Source organism: Streptomyces sp. NPDC018029 (assembly GCF_044327655.1).
Classification (GTDB): Bacteria; Actinomycetota; Actinomycetes; order Streptomycetales; family Streptomycetaceae; genus Streptomyces.
Map to the genome: position 1 here is coordinate 1 of NZ_JBIRFV010000018.1, position 18,643 is coordinate 18,643.

Genomic DNA, 18,643 nt, shown 5'->3' on the forward strand with positions numbered 1-18,643 from the left:
GGCAATACGGAGTGGCCCAAGTGGGAGCAGGTCATGTCGGCCGATCCGGTGGATCCGGCGGAGCTGGCCGAGCTGGCGCGCAATGCGCCGCTGACGCGGCCTCGGCCCGGCCACGCCGACCTCGCGGGGATGCAGAAGTACGGCTTCGATGAGGCGCGGCCCATCCTGGAGCGTGCTTCGGCACGTGAGACGGCGGCCCGGGTCGCCCTCGGCGCGGTGGCGCGTTCGTATTTGAAGGAGACGGCGGGGATCGAGATCGTCTCGCACGTCACGGAGCTGGCGGCGGCGAAGGCGCCCTACGGCGTCTACCCGACGCCGGCTGATGTGGAGAAGCTGGACGCGGATCCGGTGCGGTGTCTGGATGCGGATGCGTCGAAGGCGATGGTCGCGGAGATCGATCAGGCGCACAAGGACGGTGACACCCTGGGGGGTGTGGTTGAGGTGCTTGCGTATGGGGTGCCGGTGGGTCTGGGCTCGCATGTGCACTGGGACCGGCGCCTCGATGCCCGTCTCGCGGCGGCGCTGATGGGTATTCAGGCGATCAAGGGTGTCGAGGTCGGGGACGGGTTCGATCTGGCGCGGGTGCCGGGATCCAAGGCGCACGACGAGATCGTCACCACGGACGAGGGCATCAAGCGCACCTCGGGCCGCTCCGGTGGCACCGAGGGTGGTCTGACCACAGGTGAGCTGCTGCGCGTACGTGCCGCGATGAAGCCCATCGCGACCGTGCCGCGGGCGTTGGCGACGATTGATGTGGCCACGGGTGAGGCGGCGAAGGCGCATCATCAGCGTTCGGATGTGTGTGCGGTGCCGGCTGCCGGGATCGTGGCGGAGGCGATGGTGGCGCTGGTCTTGGCGGACGCGGTGGCGGAGAAGTTCGGTGGCGACAGCGTGCCCGAGACGCGGCGCAATGTGGAGTCGTACCTCGACCACCTCCAGATCCGGTGAGCGGTCCGCAGATCGTCCTCGTCGGTCCGATGGGTGTCGGCAAGACGACGGTCGGTGAGCTGCTGGCCGAGCGGCTGGGTGTCACCTTCCGGGACACCGACGCCGACATCGTCGCCGCCCAGGGGCGGGAGATCTCCGACATCTTCGTCGACGAGGGCGAGCCGTACTTCCGTGGCCTGGAGAAGGCCGCCGTGGCGCGTGCCCTCACGGAACACGACGGCGTCCTCGCCCTCGGCGGCGGCGCGATCCTCGACGAGACGACGCGGGCGCTGCTCGGCGCCCACCCCGTCGTCTATCTCTCGATGGACGTCGAGGAGGCCGTCAAGCGCACCGGCCTCAACCAGGCGCGCCCGCTGCTGGCCGTCAACCCGCGCAAGCAGTGGCGCGAGCTGATGGACGCCCGCCGCCACCTGTACGCCGAAGTCGCCCGCGCGGTCGTCGCCACCGACGGCCGCACCCCCGATGAGGTCGCCCAGGCGGTCCTCGACGCACTGGAGTTGAAGGAAGCATGACGACGGAGCAGACCCCCACCCGTATCCAGGTCGGTGGCACCGCCGGCACGGATCCGTACGAGGTCCTGGTCGGTCGGCAGCTCCTCGGCGAGCTGCCCGGCCTCATCGGTGACCAGGCCAAGCGGGTCGCCGTGATCCACCCCGAAGCCCTCGCCGAGACCGGCGACGCGCTCCGGCAGGACCTCGCCGACCAGGGCTACGAGGCCGTGGCCATCCAGATCCCGAACGCCGAGGAGGCCAAGACGGCTGAGGTCGCGGCGTACTGCTGGAAGGCCCTCGGCCAGTCCGGCTTCACGCGCAGCGACGTCATCGTCGGCGTCGGCGGCGGCGCCTCCACCGACCTCGCCGGGTTCGTGGCCGCGACCTGGCTGCGCGGGGTGCGGTGGATCGCCGTACCGACCACGGTGCTCGGCATGGTGGACGCGGCGGTCGGCGGCAAGACCGGCATCAACACCGCCGAGGGCAAGAACCTGGTGGGCGCCTTCCACCCGCCGGCCGGGGTCCTCTGCGACCTGGCGGCGCTGGACTCGCTCCCCGTGAACGACTACGTCTCCGGGCTCGCGGAGATCATCAAGGCCGGTTTCATCGCCGACCCGGTGATCCTGGAGCTCATCGAGGCGGACCCGCAGGCGGCCCGTACGCCCGCGGGACCGCACACCGCCGAGCTCATCGAGCGCTCCATCAGGGTCAAGGCCGAGGTCGTCTCGGGCGACCTCAAGGAGGCGGGCCTCCGCGAGATCCTCAACTACGGCCACACCCTCGCGCACGCCATCGAGAAGAACGAGCGCTACAAGTGGCGGCACGGCGCCGCGGTCTCCGTCGGCATGCACTTCGCGGCCGAACTCGGCCGTCTGGCGGGCCGTCTGGACGACGCGACGGCTGACCGGCACCGCACGGTCCTCGAATCGGTCGGTCTGCCGCTGACCTACCGTTACGACCAGTGGCCCAAGCTCCTGGAGACCATGAAGGTCGACAAGAAGTCCCGCGGTGACCTGCTGCGCTTCATTGTCCTCGACGGCCTCGGCAAGCCGACCGTCCTGGAGGGCCCCGACCCGGCCGTCCTCCTCGCCGCGTACGGCGAAGTCGGCCAGTAACCGGCTTCCTCCGTGGCCGCCGGAGCTGCCGGATCCGGCCACGGGCACCTCTCGGCCTCCCCGGCCGTTCACACAACGGCGGCCGGGGACGGTACCGTTCGGTAACGGGCGGCCCGGCCGCCGCCCGACCAGCGTCAGTCGCACGAGACGGAGTGGCACCGGATGCAGCACGCAGTGGGATCTCCGCTGCCGCCGCCCCATCAGCCGGGGCACGGACCGGCCACCGGCTGGACGCCGGCCGCACACCACCCGAGCGCTCCGCCCCCCGGAGCGGCGCCGCACAGAGCGGTGCCACCCGCGCCCGGTTTCACGGGCGGCCCCGTCCCGCCGTCCGCCCCGCACTCGCAGGTTGCGCACGCGCCGGGGCAGGCGCCGATGCCGCACGCTCCGGCGGCCCCGCACGCGGCACCCCAGCCCCAGCCCCCGCAGCACGGGCCAGGCCCCGTGCCCCCGCCGCCGGACACCTCGGGGCAGACGGGGCACATACAACTGCCGCCGGGCGGCCCCGTGGCCATGCCGAGCCCTCCGCCGGGCACGGCACAGACCGACACCGGCGGCACGACACTCGCCGTGCTGCTCATCGGGCCCGCGGGCGCGGGTAAGACGAGCGTCGCGAAGTACTGGGCCGAGCACCGCCGTGTGCCCACCGCCCACATCAGCCTCGACGACGTGCGCGAATGGGTGCGCTCGGGCTTCGCCGACCCCCAGTCCGGGTGGAACGACCACTCCGAGGCGCAGTACCGCCTGGCCCGCCGCACCTGCGGCTTCGCCGCGCGGAACTTCCTGGCCAACGGCATCTCCTGCATCCTCGACGACGCGGTCTTCCCCGACCGCCCCGTCGTCGGCCTCGGTGGCTGGAAGCGGCACGTGGGTCCCGGCCTGCTGCCGGTCGTCCTCCTCCCCGGCCTGGAGATCGTCCTGGAGCGGAACGCGGAGCGCAGCGGCAACCGCCGCCTCTCCGACGAGGAAGTGGCCCGCATCCACGGCCGCATGGCGGGTTGGTACGGCTCGGGCCTCCCGATCATCGACAACTCCCAGCTGGACGTCCCCGCCACGGCCCGCGTCCTGGACGACGTCCTGGCCCGCGCGATCACCAGCCCTCCGAAGTGGTAGTCCGGTAGTCCGAACCATCGGTCACAGTTGAGCCACCGAGTCTCCGAACCACCTTCACACGTTCGTCACCGGTACTACGGTCATGCCTCCGCAATGAGCGCGAGGGATATGACATGACCCTTCCGTACGGCACACCGCCCACCCCGCCGCCCGCCTCCCGGCCCGCCCCGAAGTGGGCCCGGAAGCGCTATCTCCTGCCCGCCCTCGCCGTCGCTCTGTTCCTCGGCGTCGGCATAGGCGCGGCCGAGGGTGACACGACCGGTGAGAAGAAGACCGGCGCCGCCTCGGCCGCCACCAGTACGGCGACGGTCACTGCGACCGCGACCGTGACGCCGAAGGCAGCCGCCGAACCCACTCCGACTGTCACCGTCCGGTCCACCAAGACGGTCAGGTCGACCGCGACGGTCACGGCGACCCCGGCAGCCGGCTCGGGAGACGGGCGTTCGGGCGACGGCGGCTCGGGCGACGGCGGCTCCGGGTCCGGTGGAGGCGGCTCCGTGTCCTATGCGAACTGCTCCGAGGCCCGTGCGGCCGGTGCCGCCCCCGTCCGTCGGGGCGAACCCGGCTACGGCAGCCACCTGGACCGGGATGGTGACGGGGTCGGCTGCGACAGCTGAGTGGGCGAGGGGCCCGGGGCGGGGGCGCCGCCCGGTCGGACGCGTCTGCCGGGCCGTGTGGTGGCGGCGCTCATAGGCTCGCCCCATGTCAGAGGTGTACGCGGTCCGCAGGGAGCGGGTTCGGGAGCGGTGTGCCGCCGGTGGCGGCGCGGCGGCGTTGGTCTCGCGGCCCGCCAATGTCCGCTATCTCGCAGGTGCGGCGCCCCACGGCGCCGTCCTCCTCGTCGGCAGGGACGAGGACGTACTGCTGTGCGGGCGTCCGCCCGGTGAGCAGCAGGGCGAGGGGCGGCCCGACGAAGCACTGAAGGTGCAGGTGCTGCCCGCGCCGGGTGCCGACCCGGCTGTCGCCGGAGCCGGTCTCGCGGCCGCCGCGGGCGTCGGGGCGCTGGCCGTCGAGGAGCACCACCTGACCGTCGCCCGGCACCGGGCACTCGGTTCGGTCGCGCCGCGGCTGCGCCTGACGGATCTCGGCACGGCGGTCGAACAGCTGCGCCTGGTCAAGGACGCCGACGAACTCTCCTGCCTGCGGATCGCCGCCGAGATCGCCGACCAGGCGCTGGGGGAGCTCCTTGAGTCCATTCTCGTGGGGCGCACGGAACGCCATCTGGCGCTGGAGCTGGAGCGGCGGCTCGTCGACCACGGCGCTGACGGCCCCGCGTTCCCGACGTCCGTGGCCACCGGCCCGAATTCCGGGAAGGGCGGCCACCGGCCCTCGGACCGGCGGGTGGAGGAGGGCGACTTCCTCTCCGTCTGCCTGGGGGCGAGCTACCGCGGCTACTGCTGCGAGATCGGGCGTACGTTCGTCATCGGTACGTCGCCCGCCGACTGGCAGATCGAGTTGTACGACCTGGTCTTCGCCGCGCAGCGGGCCGGCCGCGAGGCCCTCGTACCCGGTGCCGCCTGCCGTGATGTGGACCGCGCGGCACGCCACGTACTGGACTCCGCGGGCTATGCGGAGGCCCTTGCTCCGCTGACTGGGCATGGTGTGGGGCTCGAAATCGACGAGGACCCTCAATTGGCGCCCGCGGCCATGGGTAAACTGGACGCTTGCGTGCCGGTCACCGTCGAACCGGGGGTTCACCTCCCTGGCCGGGGTGGTGTCCGGATCGATGACACGCTCGTCGTGCGCCCCGAGGCGGACGGCGGACCCGAGCTACTCACCATCACGACCAAGGAACTGCTCGCGCTCTAGCGCGCGTGCCCGACCGGGGTCGTCCACCAGTCAGTCAGTGCAGGAGATTCCGCAACCGTGGCTTCCACGAACGACCTCAAGAACGGCATGGTGCTCAAGCTCGAAGGCGGCCAGCTCTGGTCCGTCGTCGAGTTCCAGCACGTCAAGCCCGGCAAGGGCCCGGCCTTCGTGCGCACCAAGCTCAAGAACGTGCTCTCCGGCAAGGTCGTCGACAAGACGTTCAACGCCGGCGTCAAGGTCGAGACGGCCACTGTCGACAAGCGCGACATGCAGTTCTCCTACATGGACGGCGAGTACTTCGTCTTCATGGACATGGAGACCTACGACCAGCTGCACATCGACAAGAAGGCCGTCGGTGACGCCGCCAACTTCCTGATCGAGGGCTTCACCGCCACGGTCGCGCAGCACGAGGGCGAGGTGCTCTTCGTCGAGCTGCCGGCCGCCGTCGAGCTCGTCATCCAGGAGACCGAGCCGGGCGTCCAGGGCGACCGCTCCACGGGCGGCACCAAGCCCGCGATCCTGGAGACCGGCCACCAGATCAACGTGCCGCTCTTCATCACCACCGGCGAGAAGATCAAGGTCGACACCCGTACCAGCGACTACCTCGGCCGGGTGAACAGCTAACCGTGGCTGCTCGTAACACGGCCCGCAAGCGCGCCTTCCAGATCCTCTTCGAGGCGGACCAGCGCGGTACGGACGTCCTGACGGTCCTCGCGGACTGGGTACGCCACTCGCGGTCCGACACCCGGCAGCCGCCGGTGAGCGAGTACACGATGGAGCTCGTCGAGGGGTACGCGACGCAGCAGCGCCGCATCGACGAACTCATCTCGCAGTACGCCGTCGGATGGACCCTGGACCGCATGCCGGTCGTCGACCGGAACATCGTGCGGCTCGGTGCCTACGAACTCGTATGGGTCGACGGGACGCCGGACGCCGTGGTGATCGACGAGGCGGTCGAGCTCGCCAAGGAGTTCTCCACGGACGAGTCGCCGTCGTTCATCAACGGTCTGCTGGGACGCTTCAAGGACCTGAAGCCGTCCCTGCGCCGCGACGAGTCGTAAGGCGTCGTCGTACGCCAACCGGAGGGCCCGCAGCAATCCGCTGCGGGCCCTCCGGTTTTCTCTGTGAAAACGCTTCGCGAAAACGCGCCAGGAAAACGCTCCGGGGAAAAGCGCTCCGGAGAAAGCGCTCCGGCGGAACAGAAAACCGCCGGGGTGGCCGCGGCCTTTCGGCTGCGGCCACCCCGGCGGCACGTTTCTGCTGATGTGTCGCGCGGCGGTCAGACCTCTTCGTGGGCGACGGCGCGACGCGCGTCCGCGTCCAGGACGCCCCAGCTGATCAGCTGCTCGGTCAGGACCGAGGGCGACTGGTCGTAGATCACGGCGAGGGTGCGCAGGTCGTCCTGGCGGATCGAGAGCACCTTGCCGTTGTAGTCACCGCGCTGGGACTGGATCGTGGCGGCATACCGCTGGAGCGGGCCCGCCTTCTCCTGCGGGACGTGCGCCAGACGCTCCAGGTCGAGGACGAGCTTCGGCGGCGGCTCGGCGGCGCCACCGGGAGCCGTGCCAGGCAGCAGCTCCTGCACCGGGACGCCGTAGAAGTCCGCCAGCTCGGCGAGGCGCTGCACGGTCACGGCACGGTCGCCGCGCTCGTACGACCCCACGACGACCGCCTTCCAGCGTCCCTGGGACTTCTCCTCGACTCCGTGGAGGGAAAGGCCCTGCTGGGTACGGATCGCGCGGAGCTTGGCCCCGAGCTGCTTGGCGTATTCGCTGGACATATAGCTCCCCGGACGCTGCGACATCATGCGGCTCCGCCGCGTGGCTGGTAACTCACTGTGAGGTTACGCAGCGTTACTTGCCTGCGTCAAGCCGAAAGGTCCTTACCGCCCCTTCGGTGGAGGCCGATGACGTGCCGAGTGCCGGGTACTGGTAGCATGACTGGCGCAATTTCGACGTCCTTTAAGGTCCGTCCCGTGAGGCGGAGAAGGAGGTCCGTTTCCATATGGACACGCAGGACACCAAAGACTCCGCTGTCGCCCGGCCCGTGCTCGAAGGGCCCGACATCGCGCGGGTTATGACCCGCATCGCCCACGAGATCGTCGAGCGCGCCAAGGGCGCCGACGACGTGGTCCTCCTCGGCATTCCCACCCGAGGCGTCTTCCTCGGCCGTCGGCTCGCCGAGAAGCTCGAAGAGATCACCGGCCGCACGATCCCGGTCGGCTCCCTCGACATCACCATGTACCGCGACGACCTGCGCATGCATCCGCCGCGCGCGCTGGCCCGCACCGAGATCCCCGGTGAGGGCATCGACGGCCGCCTGGTCGTCCTCGTCGACGACGTGCTCTTCTCCGGCCGCACCATCCGCGCCGCCCTCGACGCGCTGAACGACATCGGCCGCCCCCGCGCGGTGCAGCTCGCCGTCCTCGTCGACCGCGGCCACCGCGAACTGCCCATCCGTGCCGACTACGTGGGCAAGAACCTCCCCACGTCGCTGCGGGAGACGGTCAAGGTGCAGCTCGCCGAGGAGGACGGCCGCGACGCCGTGCTGCTCGGCGCCAAGCCCGCCTCCGCGTAAGACCGGTTTCCTCCCTCACGGGCCACAGGGGCACACCCCTGTGCGCCCGCGCGCCCGCAGACCTCCACACACCGGAGTACACGCAGATGATGCGACACCTCATCTCGGCCGCCGACCTCTCCCGCGACGACGCCGTCCTCATCCTCGACACGGCCGAGGAGATGGCGCGGGTCGCCGACCGGCCGATCAAGAAACTTCCCGCCCTGCGCGGCCGCACCGTGGTCAACCTCTTCTTCGAGGACTCGACCCGGACCCGGATCTCCTTCGAGGCCGCCGAGAAGCGCCTCTCCGCCGACGTCATCAACTTCGCCGCCAAGGGCTCCAGCGTCTCCAAGGGCGAGTCCCTCAAGGACACCGCGCAGACCCTGGAGGCCATGGGCGTCGACGCCGTCGTCATCCGGCACGGCGCGTCCGGCGCGCCCTACCGCCTGGCCACGTCCGGCTGGATCGACGCCGCCGTCATCAACGCCGGCGACGGCACCCACCAGCACCCCACCCAGGCCCTGCTCGACGCCTTCACCATGCGGCGCCGCCTCGTCGGACCCGACGCGGGCCTCGGGCAGGACCTGGCGGGCAAGCACATCACCATCGTCGGCGACGTCCTGCACAGCCGCGTCGCCCGCTCCAACGTCGACCTGCTGCACACCCTCGGCGCCGAGGTCACCCTCGTCGCCCCGCCCACCCTCGTGCCGGTCGGCGTCGAGCAGTGGCCCTGCGACATCAGCTACGACCTGGACAGCGTGCTGCCGAAGTCCGACGCCGTGATGATGCTGCGCGTGCAGCGCGAGCGCATGAACGCCGCGTTCTTCCCCACCGAGCGCGAGTACTCGCGGCGCTACGGCCTGGACGGCGAGCGCATGGCGAAGATGCCCGAGCACGCCATCGTCATGCACCCCGGCCCCATGGTCCGCGGCATGGAGATCACCGCCGAGGTCGCCGACTCCGACCGCTGCACGGTCGTCGAACAGGTCGCCAACGGAGTCTCCATCCGCATGGCCGTCCTCTACCTGCTCCTGGGCGGCAACGAGCCCGCAGTCACCCACACCCGCCCCACCGGTTCCGAGGAGAAGTAAAACCCATGAGCAAGATCCTGATCCGTGGTGCGAAGGTGCTCGGCGGCGAGGCGCAGGACGTCCTGATCGACGGCGAGACCATCGAGGCCGTGGGCACCGGCCTCTCCGCCGAGGACGCGACCGTCGTCGAGGCCGAGGGCAAGGTGCTGCTCCCCGGCCTCGTCGACCTCCACACCCACCTGCGCGAGCCCGGCCGCGAGGACTCCGAGACCGTCCTGACCGGCACCCGCGCCGCCGCCTCGGGCGGCTACACCGCCGTGTTCGCCATGGCCAACACCTTCCCCGTCGCCGACACCGCCGGCGTCGTCGAGCAGGTCTACCGGCTCGGCAAGGAGTCCGGCTACTGCGACGTGCAGCCCATCGGCGCCGTCACCGTCGGCCTCGAGGGCAAGAAGCTCGCCGAGCTCGGCGCCATGCACGAGTCCGCCGCCGGGGTCACCGTCTTCTCCGACGACGGCAAGTGCGTCGACGACGCCGTGATGATGCGCCGCGCCCTGGAGTACGTGAAGGCCTTCGGCGGCGTCGTCGCGCAGCACGCGCAGGAGCCCCGGCTCACCGAGGGCGCCCAGATGAACGAGGGCGTCGTCTCCGCCGAGCTGGGCCTCGGCGGCTGGCCCGCGGTGGCCGAGGAGTCGATCATCGCCCGGGACGTCCTGCTCGCCGAGCACGTCGGATCCCGCGTCCACATCTGCCACCTGTCGACCGCGGGATCCGTCGAGATCGTGCGCTGGGCCAAGTCGCGCGGCATCGACGTCACCGCCGAGGTCACCCCGCACCACCTCCTCCTCACGGATGAGCTGGTGCGCTCCTACAACCCCGTCTACAAGGTCAACCCGCCGCTGCGCACCGAGCGCGACGTCATGGCGCTCCGCGAGGCCCTCGCCGACGGCACCATCGACATCGTCGCCACCGACCACGCCCCGCACCCGCACGAGGACAAGGACTGCGAGTGGGCCGCGGCCGCCATGGGCATGGTCGGCCTGGAGACCGCGCTCTCCGTCGTCCAGCAGACGATGGTCGAGACCGGCCTGCTGACCTGGGAAGCCGTCGCCGACCGGATGTCCTTCAAGCCCGCGCGGATCGGCCGGGCGACCGGCCACGGACGCCCCGTCTCGGCAGGTGAGCCCGCGAACCTCGTCCTGGTCGACGCGGATTACCGTGGGGCAGTGGACCCCGCGGGCTTCGCCTCGCGCAGCCGCAACACTCCCTACGAGGGCCGTGAGCTGCCGGGCCGCGTCACGCACACGTGGCTCCGGGGTCGGGCCACGCTCGACGACGGGAAGCTCACGTGACATCTCTGGGAACACCTCTTCTGGACCTGGCCGCCGAGAAGGAATCGGCGGAGGTGACCGACTGGGCCGCGCGCCTCGGCTGGGTCGTCGGACTCCTGCTCTTCATCGCGCTCGTCTACTGGCTGATGCGCGAGGGCTGGAAGTGGCGCGGCACGCTCCAGGGCGACCTGCCGGAGCTGCCCGACGCGCCGAGCGACCTGGGTCCGGCCAGACTTGAGCTGAGCGGCCGCTACCACGGCTCGACCACGGCAGGGCAGTGGCTCGACCGCATCGTGGCGCACGGCCTGGGCACCCGCAGCCGCGTCGAGCTGACGCTCACCGACGCGGGCCTGGACGTCGTACGCCCCGGCGCGACCGACTTCTTCATCCCGGTCGCACAGCTGCGCGAGGCCCGTCTCGACAAGGGCATCGCGGGCAAGGTCCTCACGGAGGGCGGTCTCCTGATCGTCACCTGGGAACACGGCGGGAAGCTGCTCGACTCCGGCTTCCGCTCGGACCACGCGGCCGAGCACACCGAGTGGGTCGAGGCCATCAGCAACATGATCAACACCAGCACTACGGAAGGCACCGCACGATGACGACCTCCACAAGGGAAACCGGCAAGGTTTCCGCCGTACTCGTCCTGGAGGACGGCCGCGTCTTCCGCGGCCGTGCCTACGGCGCCGTGGGGGAGACCTTCGGCGAAGCGGTGTTCTCCACCGGCATGACCGGCTACCAGGAGACCCTGACCGACCCGTCGTACGACCGCCAGATCGTCGTCGCCACCGCCCCCCAGATCGGCAACACGGGCTGGAACGACGAGGACGACGAGTCGGACCGCATCTGGGTCTCCGGGTACGTGGTCCGCGACCCCGCCCGCATCCCCTCCAACTGGCGCTCCGCGCGCCCCCTCGACGAGGAGCTGGCGCGCCAGGGCGTCGTCGGCATCTCCGGGATCGACACCCGCGCCCTCACCCGCCACCTGCGCGAGCGCGGCTCCATGCGCTCCGGCATCTTCTCCGGCGAGGCGCTGGCACCGGACGCCGAGCTGGCCGCCCGGGTCCAGGCACAGCCCCAGATGAAGGGTGCGAGCCTGTACGAGGAGGTCGCCACCAAGGAGGCCTACGTCGTCCCGGCCGTCGGTGAGAAGAAGTTCACCGTCGCCGCCATCGACCTCGGCATCAAGGGCATGACCCCGCACCGGATGGCCGAGCGTGGCATCGAGGTGCACGTGCTGCCCGCGACCGCCACCGAGGAGGACGTCTACGCCGTCAGCCCCGACGGAGTCTTCTTCTCCAACGGCCCCGGCGACCCCGCCACCGCCGAAGGCCCGGTCGCGCTGATGACCGCCGTCCTCGAGCGCAAGACGCCGCTCTTCGGCATCTGCTTCGGCAACCAGATCCTCGGCCGCGCCCTCGGCTTCGGCACGTACAAGCTGAAGTACGGCCACCGGGGCATCAACCAGCCGGTGCAGGACCGCACCACCGGCAAGGTCGAGGTCACCGCGCACAACCACGGCTTCGCCGTGGACGCGCCGCTCGACAAGGCCAGCGAGACCCCCTTCGGCCGCGCCGAGGTCTCCCACGTCTGCCTCAACGACAACGTCGTGGAAGGCCTCCAGCTGCTCGACCAGCCGGCCTTCTCCGTCCAGTACCACCCCGAAGCGGCTGCCGGCCCGCACGACGCCGCGTACCTCTTCGACCGCTTCGTTTCCCTGATGGAGGGCCAGCGTGCCTAAGCGCACCGATATCCAGTCCGTCCTGGTCATCGGCTCCGGCCCGATCGTCATCGGCCAGGCCGCGGAGTTCGACTACTCCGGAACCCAGGCGTGCCGCGTCCTCAAGGCCGAGGGCCTGCGCGTCATCCTCGTCAACTCCAACCCGGCGACGATCATGACCGACCCGGAGATCGCCGACGCCACGTACGTCGAGCCGATCACCCCCGAGTTCGTCGAGAAGATCATCGCCAAGGAGCGCCCCGACGCCCTCCTGCCGACGCTGGGCGGCCAGACGGCCCTCAACACGGCCATCTCCATGCACGAGCAGGGTGTCCTGGAGAAGTACGGCGTCGAACTCATCGGCGCCAACGTCGAGGCCATCAACAAGGGCGAGGACCGCGACCTCTTCAAGGGCGTCGTCGAAGAGGTCAAGAAGAAGATCGGGCACGGCGAGTCCGCCCGCTCGTACATCTGCCACTCCATGGACGACGTCCTCAAGGGCGTCGACGAGCTCGGCGGCTACCCCGTCGTCGTCCGCCCCTCCTTCACCATGGGCGGCGCCGGTTCCGGCTTCGCGCACGACGAGGAGGAGCTGCGCCGCATCGCCGGGCAGGGCCTCACCCTCTCGCCGACCACCGAGGTGCTCCTGGAGGAGTCCATCCTCGGCTGGAAGGAGTACGAGCTGGAGCTGATGCGCGACAAGAACGACAACGTCGTGGTCGTCTGCTCCATCGAGAACTTCGACCCGATGGGCGTGCACACCGGCGACTCGATCACCGTCGCCCCGTCGATGACGCTCACCGACCGCGAGTACCAGATCCTGCGCGACGTCGGCATCGCGATCATCCGCGAGGTCGGCGTCGACACCGGCGGCTGCAACATCCAGTTCGCGGTGAACCCCGAGGACGGCCGGGTCATCGTCATCGAGATGAACCCCCGCGTCTCGCGGTCCTCCGCGCTCGCGTCCAAGGCCACCGGCTTCCCGATCGCGAAGATCGCCGCCAAGCTGGCCGTCGGCTACACGCTGGACGAGATCCCGAACGACATCACCGAGAAGACGCCGGCGTCCTTCGAGCCGACCCTCGACTACGTCGTCGTCAAGGCCCCGCGTTTCGCCTTCGAGAAGTTCCCGTCGGCGGACTCCACCCTGACGACCACCATGAAGTCGGTCGGCGAGGCCATGGCCATCGGCCGCAACTTCACCGAGGCCCTGCAGAAGGCGCTCCGCTCGCTGGAGAAGAAGGGCTCGCAGTTCACCTTCGTGGGCGAGCCCGGCGACAAGAAGCAGCTCCTCGAAGAGGCCGTGCGCCCCACCGACGGCCGCATCAACTTCGTCATGCAGGCCATCCGCGCGGGCGCCACCCCCGAGGAGGTCTTCGACGCCACGAAGATCGACCCGTGGTTCGTCGACCAGCTCTTCCTCATCAAGGAGCTCGCCGACGAGCTGGCCGCCGCCGAGCGCCTGGACGCCGACCTGCTGGCCGAGGCCAAGCGGCACGGCTTCTCCGACGCCCAGATCGCCGAGATCCGCGGCCTGCGCGAGGACGTCGTCCGCGAGGTGCGCCAGGCACTCGGCGTGCGCCCGGTCTACAAGACGGTCGACACCTGCGCCGCAGAGTTCGCCGCGAAGACGCCGTACTTCTACTCCTCGTACGACGAGGAGAGCGAGGTCGCCCCGCGCGAGAAGCCCGCCGTGATCATCCTCGGCTCGGGCCCGAACCGCATCGGCCAGGGCATCGAGTTCGACTACTCCTGCGTCCACGCCTCCTTCGCGCTCAGCGACGCGGGCTACGAGACCGTGATGGTCAACTGCAACCCCGAGACCGTCTCCACGGACTACGACACCTCCGACCGGCTCTACTTCGAGCCGCTCACCCTGGAGGACGTCCTGGAGATCGTCCACGCCGAGGCGGCGGCCGGGCCGATCGCGGGCGTCATCGTCCAGCTCGGCGGCCAGACCCCGCTGGGCCTTGCCCAGGCACTCAAGGACAACGGCGTGCCGATCGTCGGCACCCCGCCGGAGGCCATCCACGCCGCCGAGGACCGCGGCGCCTTCGGCCGCGTGCTCGCCGAGGCCGGGCTCCCCGCGCCGAAGCACGGCACCGCGACGACGTTCGCGGAGGCGAAGGCCATCGCCGACGAGATCGGCTACCCCGTCCTCGTCCGTCCTTCGTACGTGCTCGGCGGGCGCGGCATGGAGATCGTGTACGACGAGACCCGCCTCTCCGCGTACATCGAGGAGTCGACCGAGATCAGCCCCACGCGGCCGGTGCTCGTCGACCGCTTCCTGGACGACGCCATCGAGATCGACGTGGACGCGCTCTACGACGGCGAGGAGCTCTACCTCGGCGGCGTCATGGAGCACATCGAGGAAGCCGGCATCCACTCCGGCGACTCGGCGTGCGCGCTGCCCCCGATCACGCTCGGCGGCTTCGACATCAAGCGCCTGCGCGCCTCCACGGAGGGCATCGCCAAGGGCGTCGGCGTACGCGGTCTGATCAACATCCAGTTCGCGATGGCCGGGGACATCCTCTACGTCCTGGAGGCCAACCCGCGCGCGTCGCGCACCGTCCCCTTCACCTCGAAGGCGACCGCGGTGCCGCTGGCCAAGGCCGCCGCGCGCATCTCGCTCGGCGCGACCGTCGCCGAGCTGCGCGCCGAGGGCATGCTGCCGGCCGTCGGTGACGGCGGCACGCTCCCCATGGACGCGCCGATCTCCGTCAAGGAGGCCGTCATGCCGTGGTCGCGCTTCCGCGACATCCACGGCCGCGGCGTCGACACCGTCCTCGGCCCGGAGATGCGCTCCACGGGCGAAGTCATGGGCATCGACTCGGTGTTCGGCACCGCGTACGCCAAGTCGCAGGCGGGCGCGTACGGCCCGCTGCCGACCAAGGGCCGCGCGTTCATCTCGGTGGCCAACCGCGACAAGCGCTCGATGATCTTCCCGGCGCGTGAACTGGTCGCGCACGGCTTCGAGTTGCTCGCCACGTCCGGCACGGCCGAGGTGCTCAAGCGCAACGGCCTCAACGCCACGGTGGTGCGCAAGCAGTCCGAGGGCGAGGGCCCGAACGGCGAGAAGACCATCGTCCAGCTCATCCACGACGGCGGCGTCGACCTCATCGTCAACACCCCGTACGGCACCGGCGGCCGCCTCGACGGCTACGAGATCCGCACCGCCGCCGTGGCACGCTCCGTGCCGTGCCTGACCACGGTCCAGGCGCTCGCCGCGGCCGTCCAGGGCATCGACGCGCTGGGCCGCGGGGACGTGGGCGTCCGGTCACTCCAGGAACACGCGGAACACCTGACCGCGACCCGCGACTAGCAGCCCACGAGGGGGACACCGGAGACGGTGTCCCCCTTCTGGTGAGGACCCCCGAGGACTCTCATGTACAAGCTCTTCTTCAACCTCGTCTTCAAGCGCATGGACCCGGAGCGGGCCCACCACCTGGCCTTCCGCTGGATCCGCCTCGCGGCCCGCGTCCCCGTGCTGCGCACCTTCGTCGCGGCCGTCCTCTCGCCGCGCCACAAGGAGCTGCGCACCGAGGCCCTCGGGCTGCGGATGCACGGCCCCTTCGGGCTCGCCGCGGGCTTCGACAAGAACGCCGTCGCGATCGACGGCATGTCGATGCTCGGCTTCGACCACATCGAGATCGGCACGGTCACGGGCGAGCCGCAGCCCGGCAACCCCAAGAAGCGGCTGTTCCGCCTCGTGCAGGACCGCGCGCTGATCAACCGCATGGGCTTCAACAACGAGGGCTCGGCAGCCGTGGCGGCCCGTCTGGCGGCCCGCACGGCGGTCTTCAAGACCGTCGTGGGCGTGAACATCGGCAAGACCAAGGTCGTCCCCGAGGAGGAGGCCGCCGCCGACTACGTGAAGTCGACCGAGCGGCTCGCCCGCCACGCCGACTACCTCGTGGTGAATGTCTCCTCGCCCAACACCCCGGGCCTGCGCAACCTCCAGGCCACCGAGTCGCTGCGGCCCCTCCTGACCGCCGTCCGCGAGGCCGCGGACCGCAGTGTCGAGGGCCGCCGCGTCCCCCTGCTCGTCAAGATCGCGCCGGATCTGGCCGACGAGGACATCGACGCGGTCGCCGACCTCGCCGTCGAGCTCGGCCTGGACGGCATCATCGCCACGAACACCACCATCGCGCGCGAGAGCCTCGGTCTGAAATCCGAACCCGCCCTCTACGGAGAGACCGGCGGCCTCTCGGGCGCGCCGCTGAAGGAGCGCTCCCTGGAGGTCCTGCGCCGCCTCTACGCGCGCGTGGGCGACCGGATCACGCTCGTCGGCGTCGGCGGCATCGAGAACGCCGAGGACGCCTGGCAGCGCATCCTCGCGGGCGCCACCCTGGTCCAGGGCTACAGCGCCTTCATCTACGAAGGGCCCTTCTGGGGCCGCGCGATCCACAAGGGCCTCGCCGCACGCCTGCGGACGAGCCCGTACGCCACCCTCGCCGACGCCGTCGGCGCCGATGTGAGGAAGCCCGAGGTCACCGCATGAGCCCCCTGGAGCCCTTCGGCACGCGCCTGCGCCACGCCATGGACGAGCGCGGCCCCCTGTGCGTCGGCATCGACCCGCACGCCTCCCTGCTGACGGCGTGGGGCCTGAACGACGACATCGCGGGCCTGGAGCGGTTCACGCGGACCGTCGTGGAGGCGCTGGCCGGAACCGTCGCCGTCTTCAAGCCGCAGAGCGCGTTCTTCGAGCGCTTCGGCTCGCGCGGCATCGCCGTCCTGGAGAAGGCGGTCGAGGAGCTGCGGGCGGCCGGTGCCCTGGTCGTCATGGACGCCAAGCGCGGCGACATCGGCTCGACCATGGCCGCGTACGCCGAGACCTTCCTGCGCAAGGACTCGCCGCTCTTCAGCGACGCGCTCACGGTCTCGCCCTACCTCGGGTACGGCTCCCTGAAGCCGGCCGTCGACCTCGCCCGCGAGAACGGCGCCGGGCTCTTCGTGCTCGCCCTCACCTCCAACCCGGAGGGCGCCGAGGTGCAGCACGCGGTGCGCGAGGACGGCCGGACCGTCGCGGCCACCGTCCTCGGGCACCTCGCCGCGGAGAACGCGGGACAGGAGCCCCTGGGGTCCTTCGGGGCGGTCGTCGGGGCGACGCTGGGCGACCTGTCGTCGTACGACCTCGGGATCAACGGTCCGCTGCTCGCCCCCGGCATCGGGGCGCAGGGCGCGACCCCGGCCGATCTTCCCGGCGTCTTCGGCGCCGCCGTGCGCAACGTCGTGCCGAACGTCAGCAGGGGTGTGCTGCGGCACGGACCCGATGTCACGGCCCTGCGCGACTCCGCGGAGCGCTTCGCGGACGAGATCAGGGCGGCGGTCGGAGCGGCCTGAGAGCGACCGCCGGCTCAAAACCGGGGAGAAATGCCCGATATGTACGGCTCGGCGCAGGCTGACCAGGACTTTTCGTCTGTTCTCGCTGACTCCAGCGGCCATGGCCGCTAGTCTCCGACGAGAGCGAACGGGCAAGCGCGTTGCACGTTGCTCACCAGGTGTGGGGCGACTAGGTTCCTCACCGGTCCGTATCCGACAGTTCGACATCCGAGGTGACGTAGGCGTGGCTCTTCCGCCCCTTACCCCTGAACAGCGCGCAGCCGCGCTCGAAAAGGCCGCCGCGGCTCGCCGGGAGCGGGCCGAGGTCAAGAATCGACTCAAGCACTCCGGTGCTTCTCTCCACGAGGTCATCAAGCAGGGCCAGGAGAACGATGTCATCGGCAAGATGAAGGTCTCCGCCCTCCTGGAGTCCCTGCCTGGCGTGGGCAAGGTCCGCGCCAAGCAGATCATGGAGCGTCTTGGCATCTCCGAGAGCCGCCGTGTGCGCGGTCTCGGCTCCAACCAGATCGCGTCGCTCGAGCGAGAGTTCGGTGGCGGTGCCGCGGGCTGATGTTCTCAGGCACTCCTGAGAACCTGGATAATCGCTGCATGGCTGCAACATCCCGGGGGACGACCCCCGCGCCCCCGGACGTACGTCCGCGGCTGACCGTGCTCTCCGGCCCCTCCGGGGTCGGCAAGAGCACGGTCGTCGCTCATATGCGCAAAGAACACCCCGAGGTCTGGCTCTCGGTCTCCGCCACCACCCGCAAGCCGCGGCCCGGTGAGAAGCACGGTGTCCAGTACTTCTTCGTCTCCGACGACGAGATGGACAAGCTCATCGCCAACGGCGAGCTCCTGGAGTGGGCCGAATTCGCGGGCAACCGCTACGGCACGCCCCGGCACGCCGTGCTCGAACGCCTGGAGGCGGGCGAGCCCGTCCTCCTGGAGATCGACCTGCAGGGCGCGCGCCTGGTGCGCGAATCGATGCCCGAGGCACAGCTGGTCTTCCTCGCCCCGCCGAGCTGGGACGAGCTGGTCCGCCGGCTCACCGGCCGGGGGACCGAGGCGCCCGAGGTGATCGAGCGCAGGCTCGCCGCCGCCAAGGTGGAGCTGGCCGCGGAGGCCGAGTTCGATACGACCCTGGTCAACACCTCAGTCGAGGACGTGGCTCGTGAGCTGCTAGCCTTGATGAAGGTTCTTTGATCTT

At 70.5% G+C, this 18,643-nt stretch carries 19 protein-coding genes; 18 read left to right on the forward strand and 1 reads right to left on the reverse strand.

Annotated features, from left to right (window positions below):
* The 8 genes from aroC to nusB form a co-directional block, all read left to right on the forward strand.
* A partial coding sequence (gene aroC, locus ACH4D5_RS37245) for a chorismate synthase (protein ID WP_398312139.1) occupies positions 1–948 on the forward strand: 948 nt, incomplete at its 5' end.
* A 29-nt stretch (positions 949–977) separates the two neighbouring features.
* The gene (locus tag ACH4D5_RS37250) at positions 978–1,460 is read left to right on the forward strand and encodes a shikimate kinase (RefSeq protein WP_398312452.1); all 483 of its coding nucleotides are present in this window, start codon (positions 978–980) and stop codon (positions 1,458–1,460) included.
* On the forward strand, positions 1,457–2,554 hold the full coding sequence (aroB, locus tag ACH4D5_RS37255) for a 3-dehydroquinate synthase (protein ID WP_398312142.1): 1,098 nt from the start codon (positions 1,457–1,459) through the stop codon (positions 2,552–2,554). Before ACH4D5_RS37250 ends, aroB begins: the two co-directional genes overlap by 4 nt.
* Before the next feature lie 162 nt (positions 2,555–2,716).
* The gene (locus ACH4D5_RS37260) at positions 2,717–3,667 is read left to right on the forward strand and encodes a Pro-rich N-terminal domain-containing protein (protein WP_398312145.1); all 951 of its coding nucleotides are present in this window, start codon (positions 2,717–2,719) and stop codon (positions 3,665–3,667) included.
* A gap of 113 nt (positions 3,668–3,780) precedes the next feature.
* A complete protein-coding gene (locus tag ACH4D5_RS37265) occupies positions 3,781–4,284 on the forward strand; it encodes an excalibur calcium-binding domain-containing protein (protein ID WP_398312148.1) in 504 nt (167 codons plus the stop codon).
* An 85-nt stretch (positions 4,285–4,369) separates the two neighbouring features.
* Positions 4,370–5,476: a M24 family metallopeptidase gene (locus tag ACH4D5_RS37270; protein ID WP_398312151.1), complete on the forward strand. Its 1,107-nt coding sequence runs from the start codon at positions 4,370–4,372 to the stop codon at positions 5,474–5,476.
* A 57-nt stretch (positions 5,477–5,533) separates the two neighbouring features.
* A complete protein-coding gene (gene efp / locus ACH4D5_RS37275) occupies positions 5,534–6,100 on the forward strand; it encodes an elongation factor P (RefSeq protein ID WP_345647318.1) in 567 nt (188 codons plus the stop codon).
* Positions 6,101–6,102: 2 nt separating this feature from the next.
* Complete coding sequence (gene nusB, locus ACH4D5_RS37280) at positions 6,103–6,537, forward strand: transcription antitermination factor NusB (RefSeq protein WP_398312155.1); 435 nt, start codon at positions 6,103–6,105, stop codon at positions 6,535–6,537.
* Positions 6,538–6,755: 218 nt separating this feature from the next.
* On the opposite strand, the gene bldD is transcribed toward nusB, so the two are convergent.
* Positions 6,756–7,256, reverse strand: coding sequence for a transcriptional regulator BldD (bldD, locus tag ACH4D5_RS37285; RefSeq protein ID WP_030787240.1), 501 nt, complete (start codon positions 7,254–7,256; stop codon positions 6,756–6,758).
* 224 nt (positions 7,257–7,480) lie between these two features.
* Here bldD and pyrR point away from each other — a divergent pair, with 224 nt between their 5' ends.
* The 10 genes from pyrR to gmk all read left to right on the forward strand — a co-directional run bounded on the left by pyrR (position 7,481) and on the right by gmk (position 18,639).
* A complete protein-coding gene (gene pyrR, locus ACH4D5_RS37290) occupies positions 7,481–8,053 on the forward strand; it encodes a bifunctional pyr operon transcriptional regulator/uracil phosphoribosyltransferase PyrR (RefSeq protein ID WP_398312159.1) in 573 nt (190 codons plus the stop codon).
* A gap of 86 nt (positions 8,054–8,139) precedes the next feature.
* Positions 8,140–9,126 (forward strand): aspartate carbamoyltransferase catalytic subunit, encoded by a 987-nt coding sequence (locus tag ACH4D5_RS37295; RefSeq protein WP_398312162.1) that lies wholly within the window; start codon positions 8,140–8,142, stop codon positions 9,124–9,126.
* 5 nt (positions 9,127–9,131) lie between these two features.
* Positions 9,132–10,418 carry a dihydroorotase gene (locus tag ACH4D5_RS37300; RefSeq protein WP_398312165.1) on the forward strand — a complete coding sequence of 429 codons (1,287 nt, stop codon included), beginning with the start codon at positions 9,132–9,134 and terminating at the stop codon, positions 10,416–10,418.
* A 5-nt stretch (positions 10,419–10,423) separates the two neighbouring features.
* Complete coding sequence (locus ACH4D5_RS37305; RefSeq protein ID WP_398312455.1) at positions 10,424–10,996, forward strand: hypothetical protein; 573 nt, start codon at positions 10,424–10,426, stop codon at positions 10,994–10,996.
* Positions 10,993–12,135: a glutamine-hydrolyzing carbamoyl-phosphate synthase small subunit gene (gene carA, locus ACH4D5_RS37310; RefSeq protein ID WP_398312168.1), complete on the forward strand. Its 1,143-nt coding sequence runs from the start codon at positions 10,993–10,995 to the stop codon at positions 12,133–12,135. Before ACH4D5_RS37305 ends, carA begins: the two co-directional genes overlap by 4 nt.
* The gene (gene carB / locus ACH4D5_RS37315; RefSeq protein ID WP_398312171.1) at positions 12,128–15,436 is read left to right on the forward strand and encodes a carbamoyl-phosphate synthase large subunit; all 3,309 of its coding nucleotides are present in this window, start codon (positions 12,128–12,130) and stop codon (positions 15,434–15,436) included. The genes carA and carB overlap by 8 nt, the downstream gene beginning before the upstream one ends.
* A gap of 63 nt (positions 15,437–15,499) precedes the next feature.
* Positions 15,500–16,615 (forward strand): quinone-dependent dihydroorotate dehydrogenase, encoded by a 1,116-nt coding sequence (locus ACH4D5_RS37320; protein ID WP_398312174.1) that lies wholly within the window; start codon positions 15,500–15,502, stop codon positions 16,613–16,615.
* Positions 16,612–17,457: an orotidine-5'-phosphate decarboxylase gene (gene pyrF / locus ACH4D5_RS37325; protein ID WP_398312177.1), complete on the forward strand. Its 846-nt coding sequence runs from the start codon at positions 16,612–16,614 to the stop codon at positions 17,455–17,457. The genes ACH4D5_RS37320 and pyrF overlap by 4 nt, the downstream gene beginning before the upstream one ends.
* Positions 17,458–17,680: 223 nt before the next feature.
* A complete protein-coding gene (locus tag ACH4D5_RS37330) occupies positions 17,681–18,007 on the forward strand; it encodes an integration host factor (protein ID WP_055564204.1) in 327 nt (108 codons plus the stop codon).
* Positions 18,008–18,045: 38 nt separating this feature from the next.
* The gene (gene gmk, locus ACH4D5_RS37335; protein WP_398312181.1) at positions 18,046–18,639 is read left to right on the forward strand and encodes a guanylate kinase; all 594 of its coding nucleotides are present in this window, start codon (positions 18,046–18,048) and stop codon (positions 18,637–18,639) included.
* Positions 18,640–18,643 lie beyond the last annotated feature (4 nt).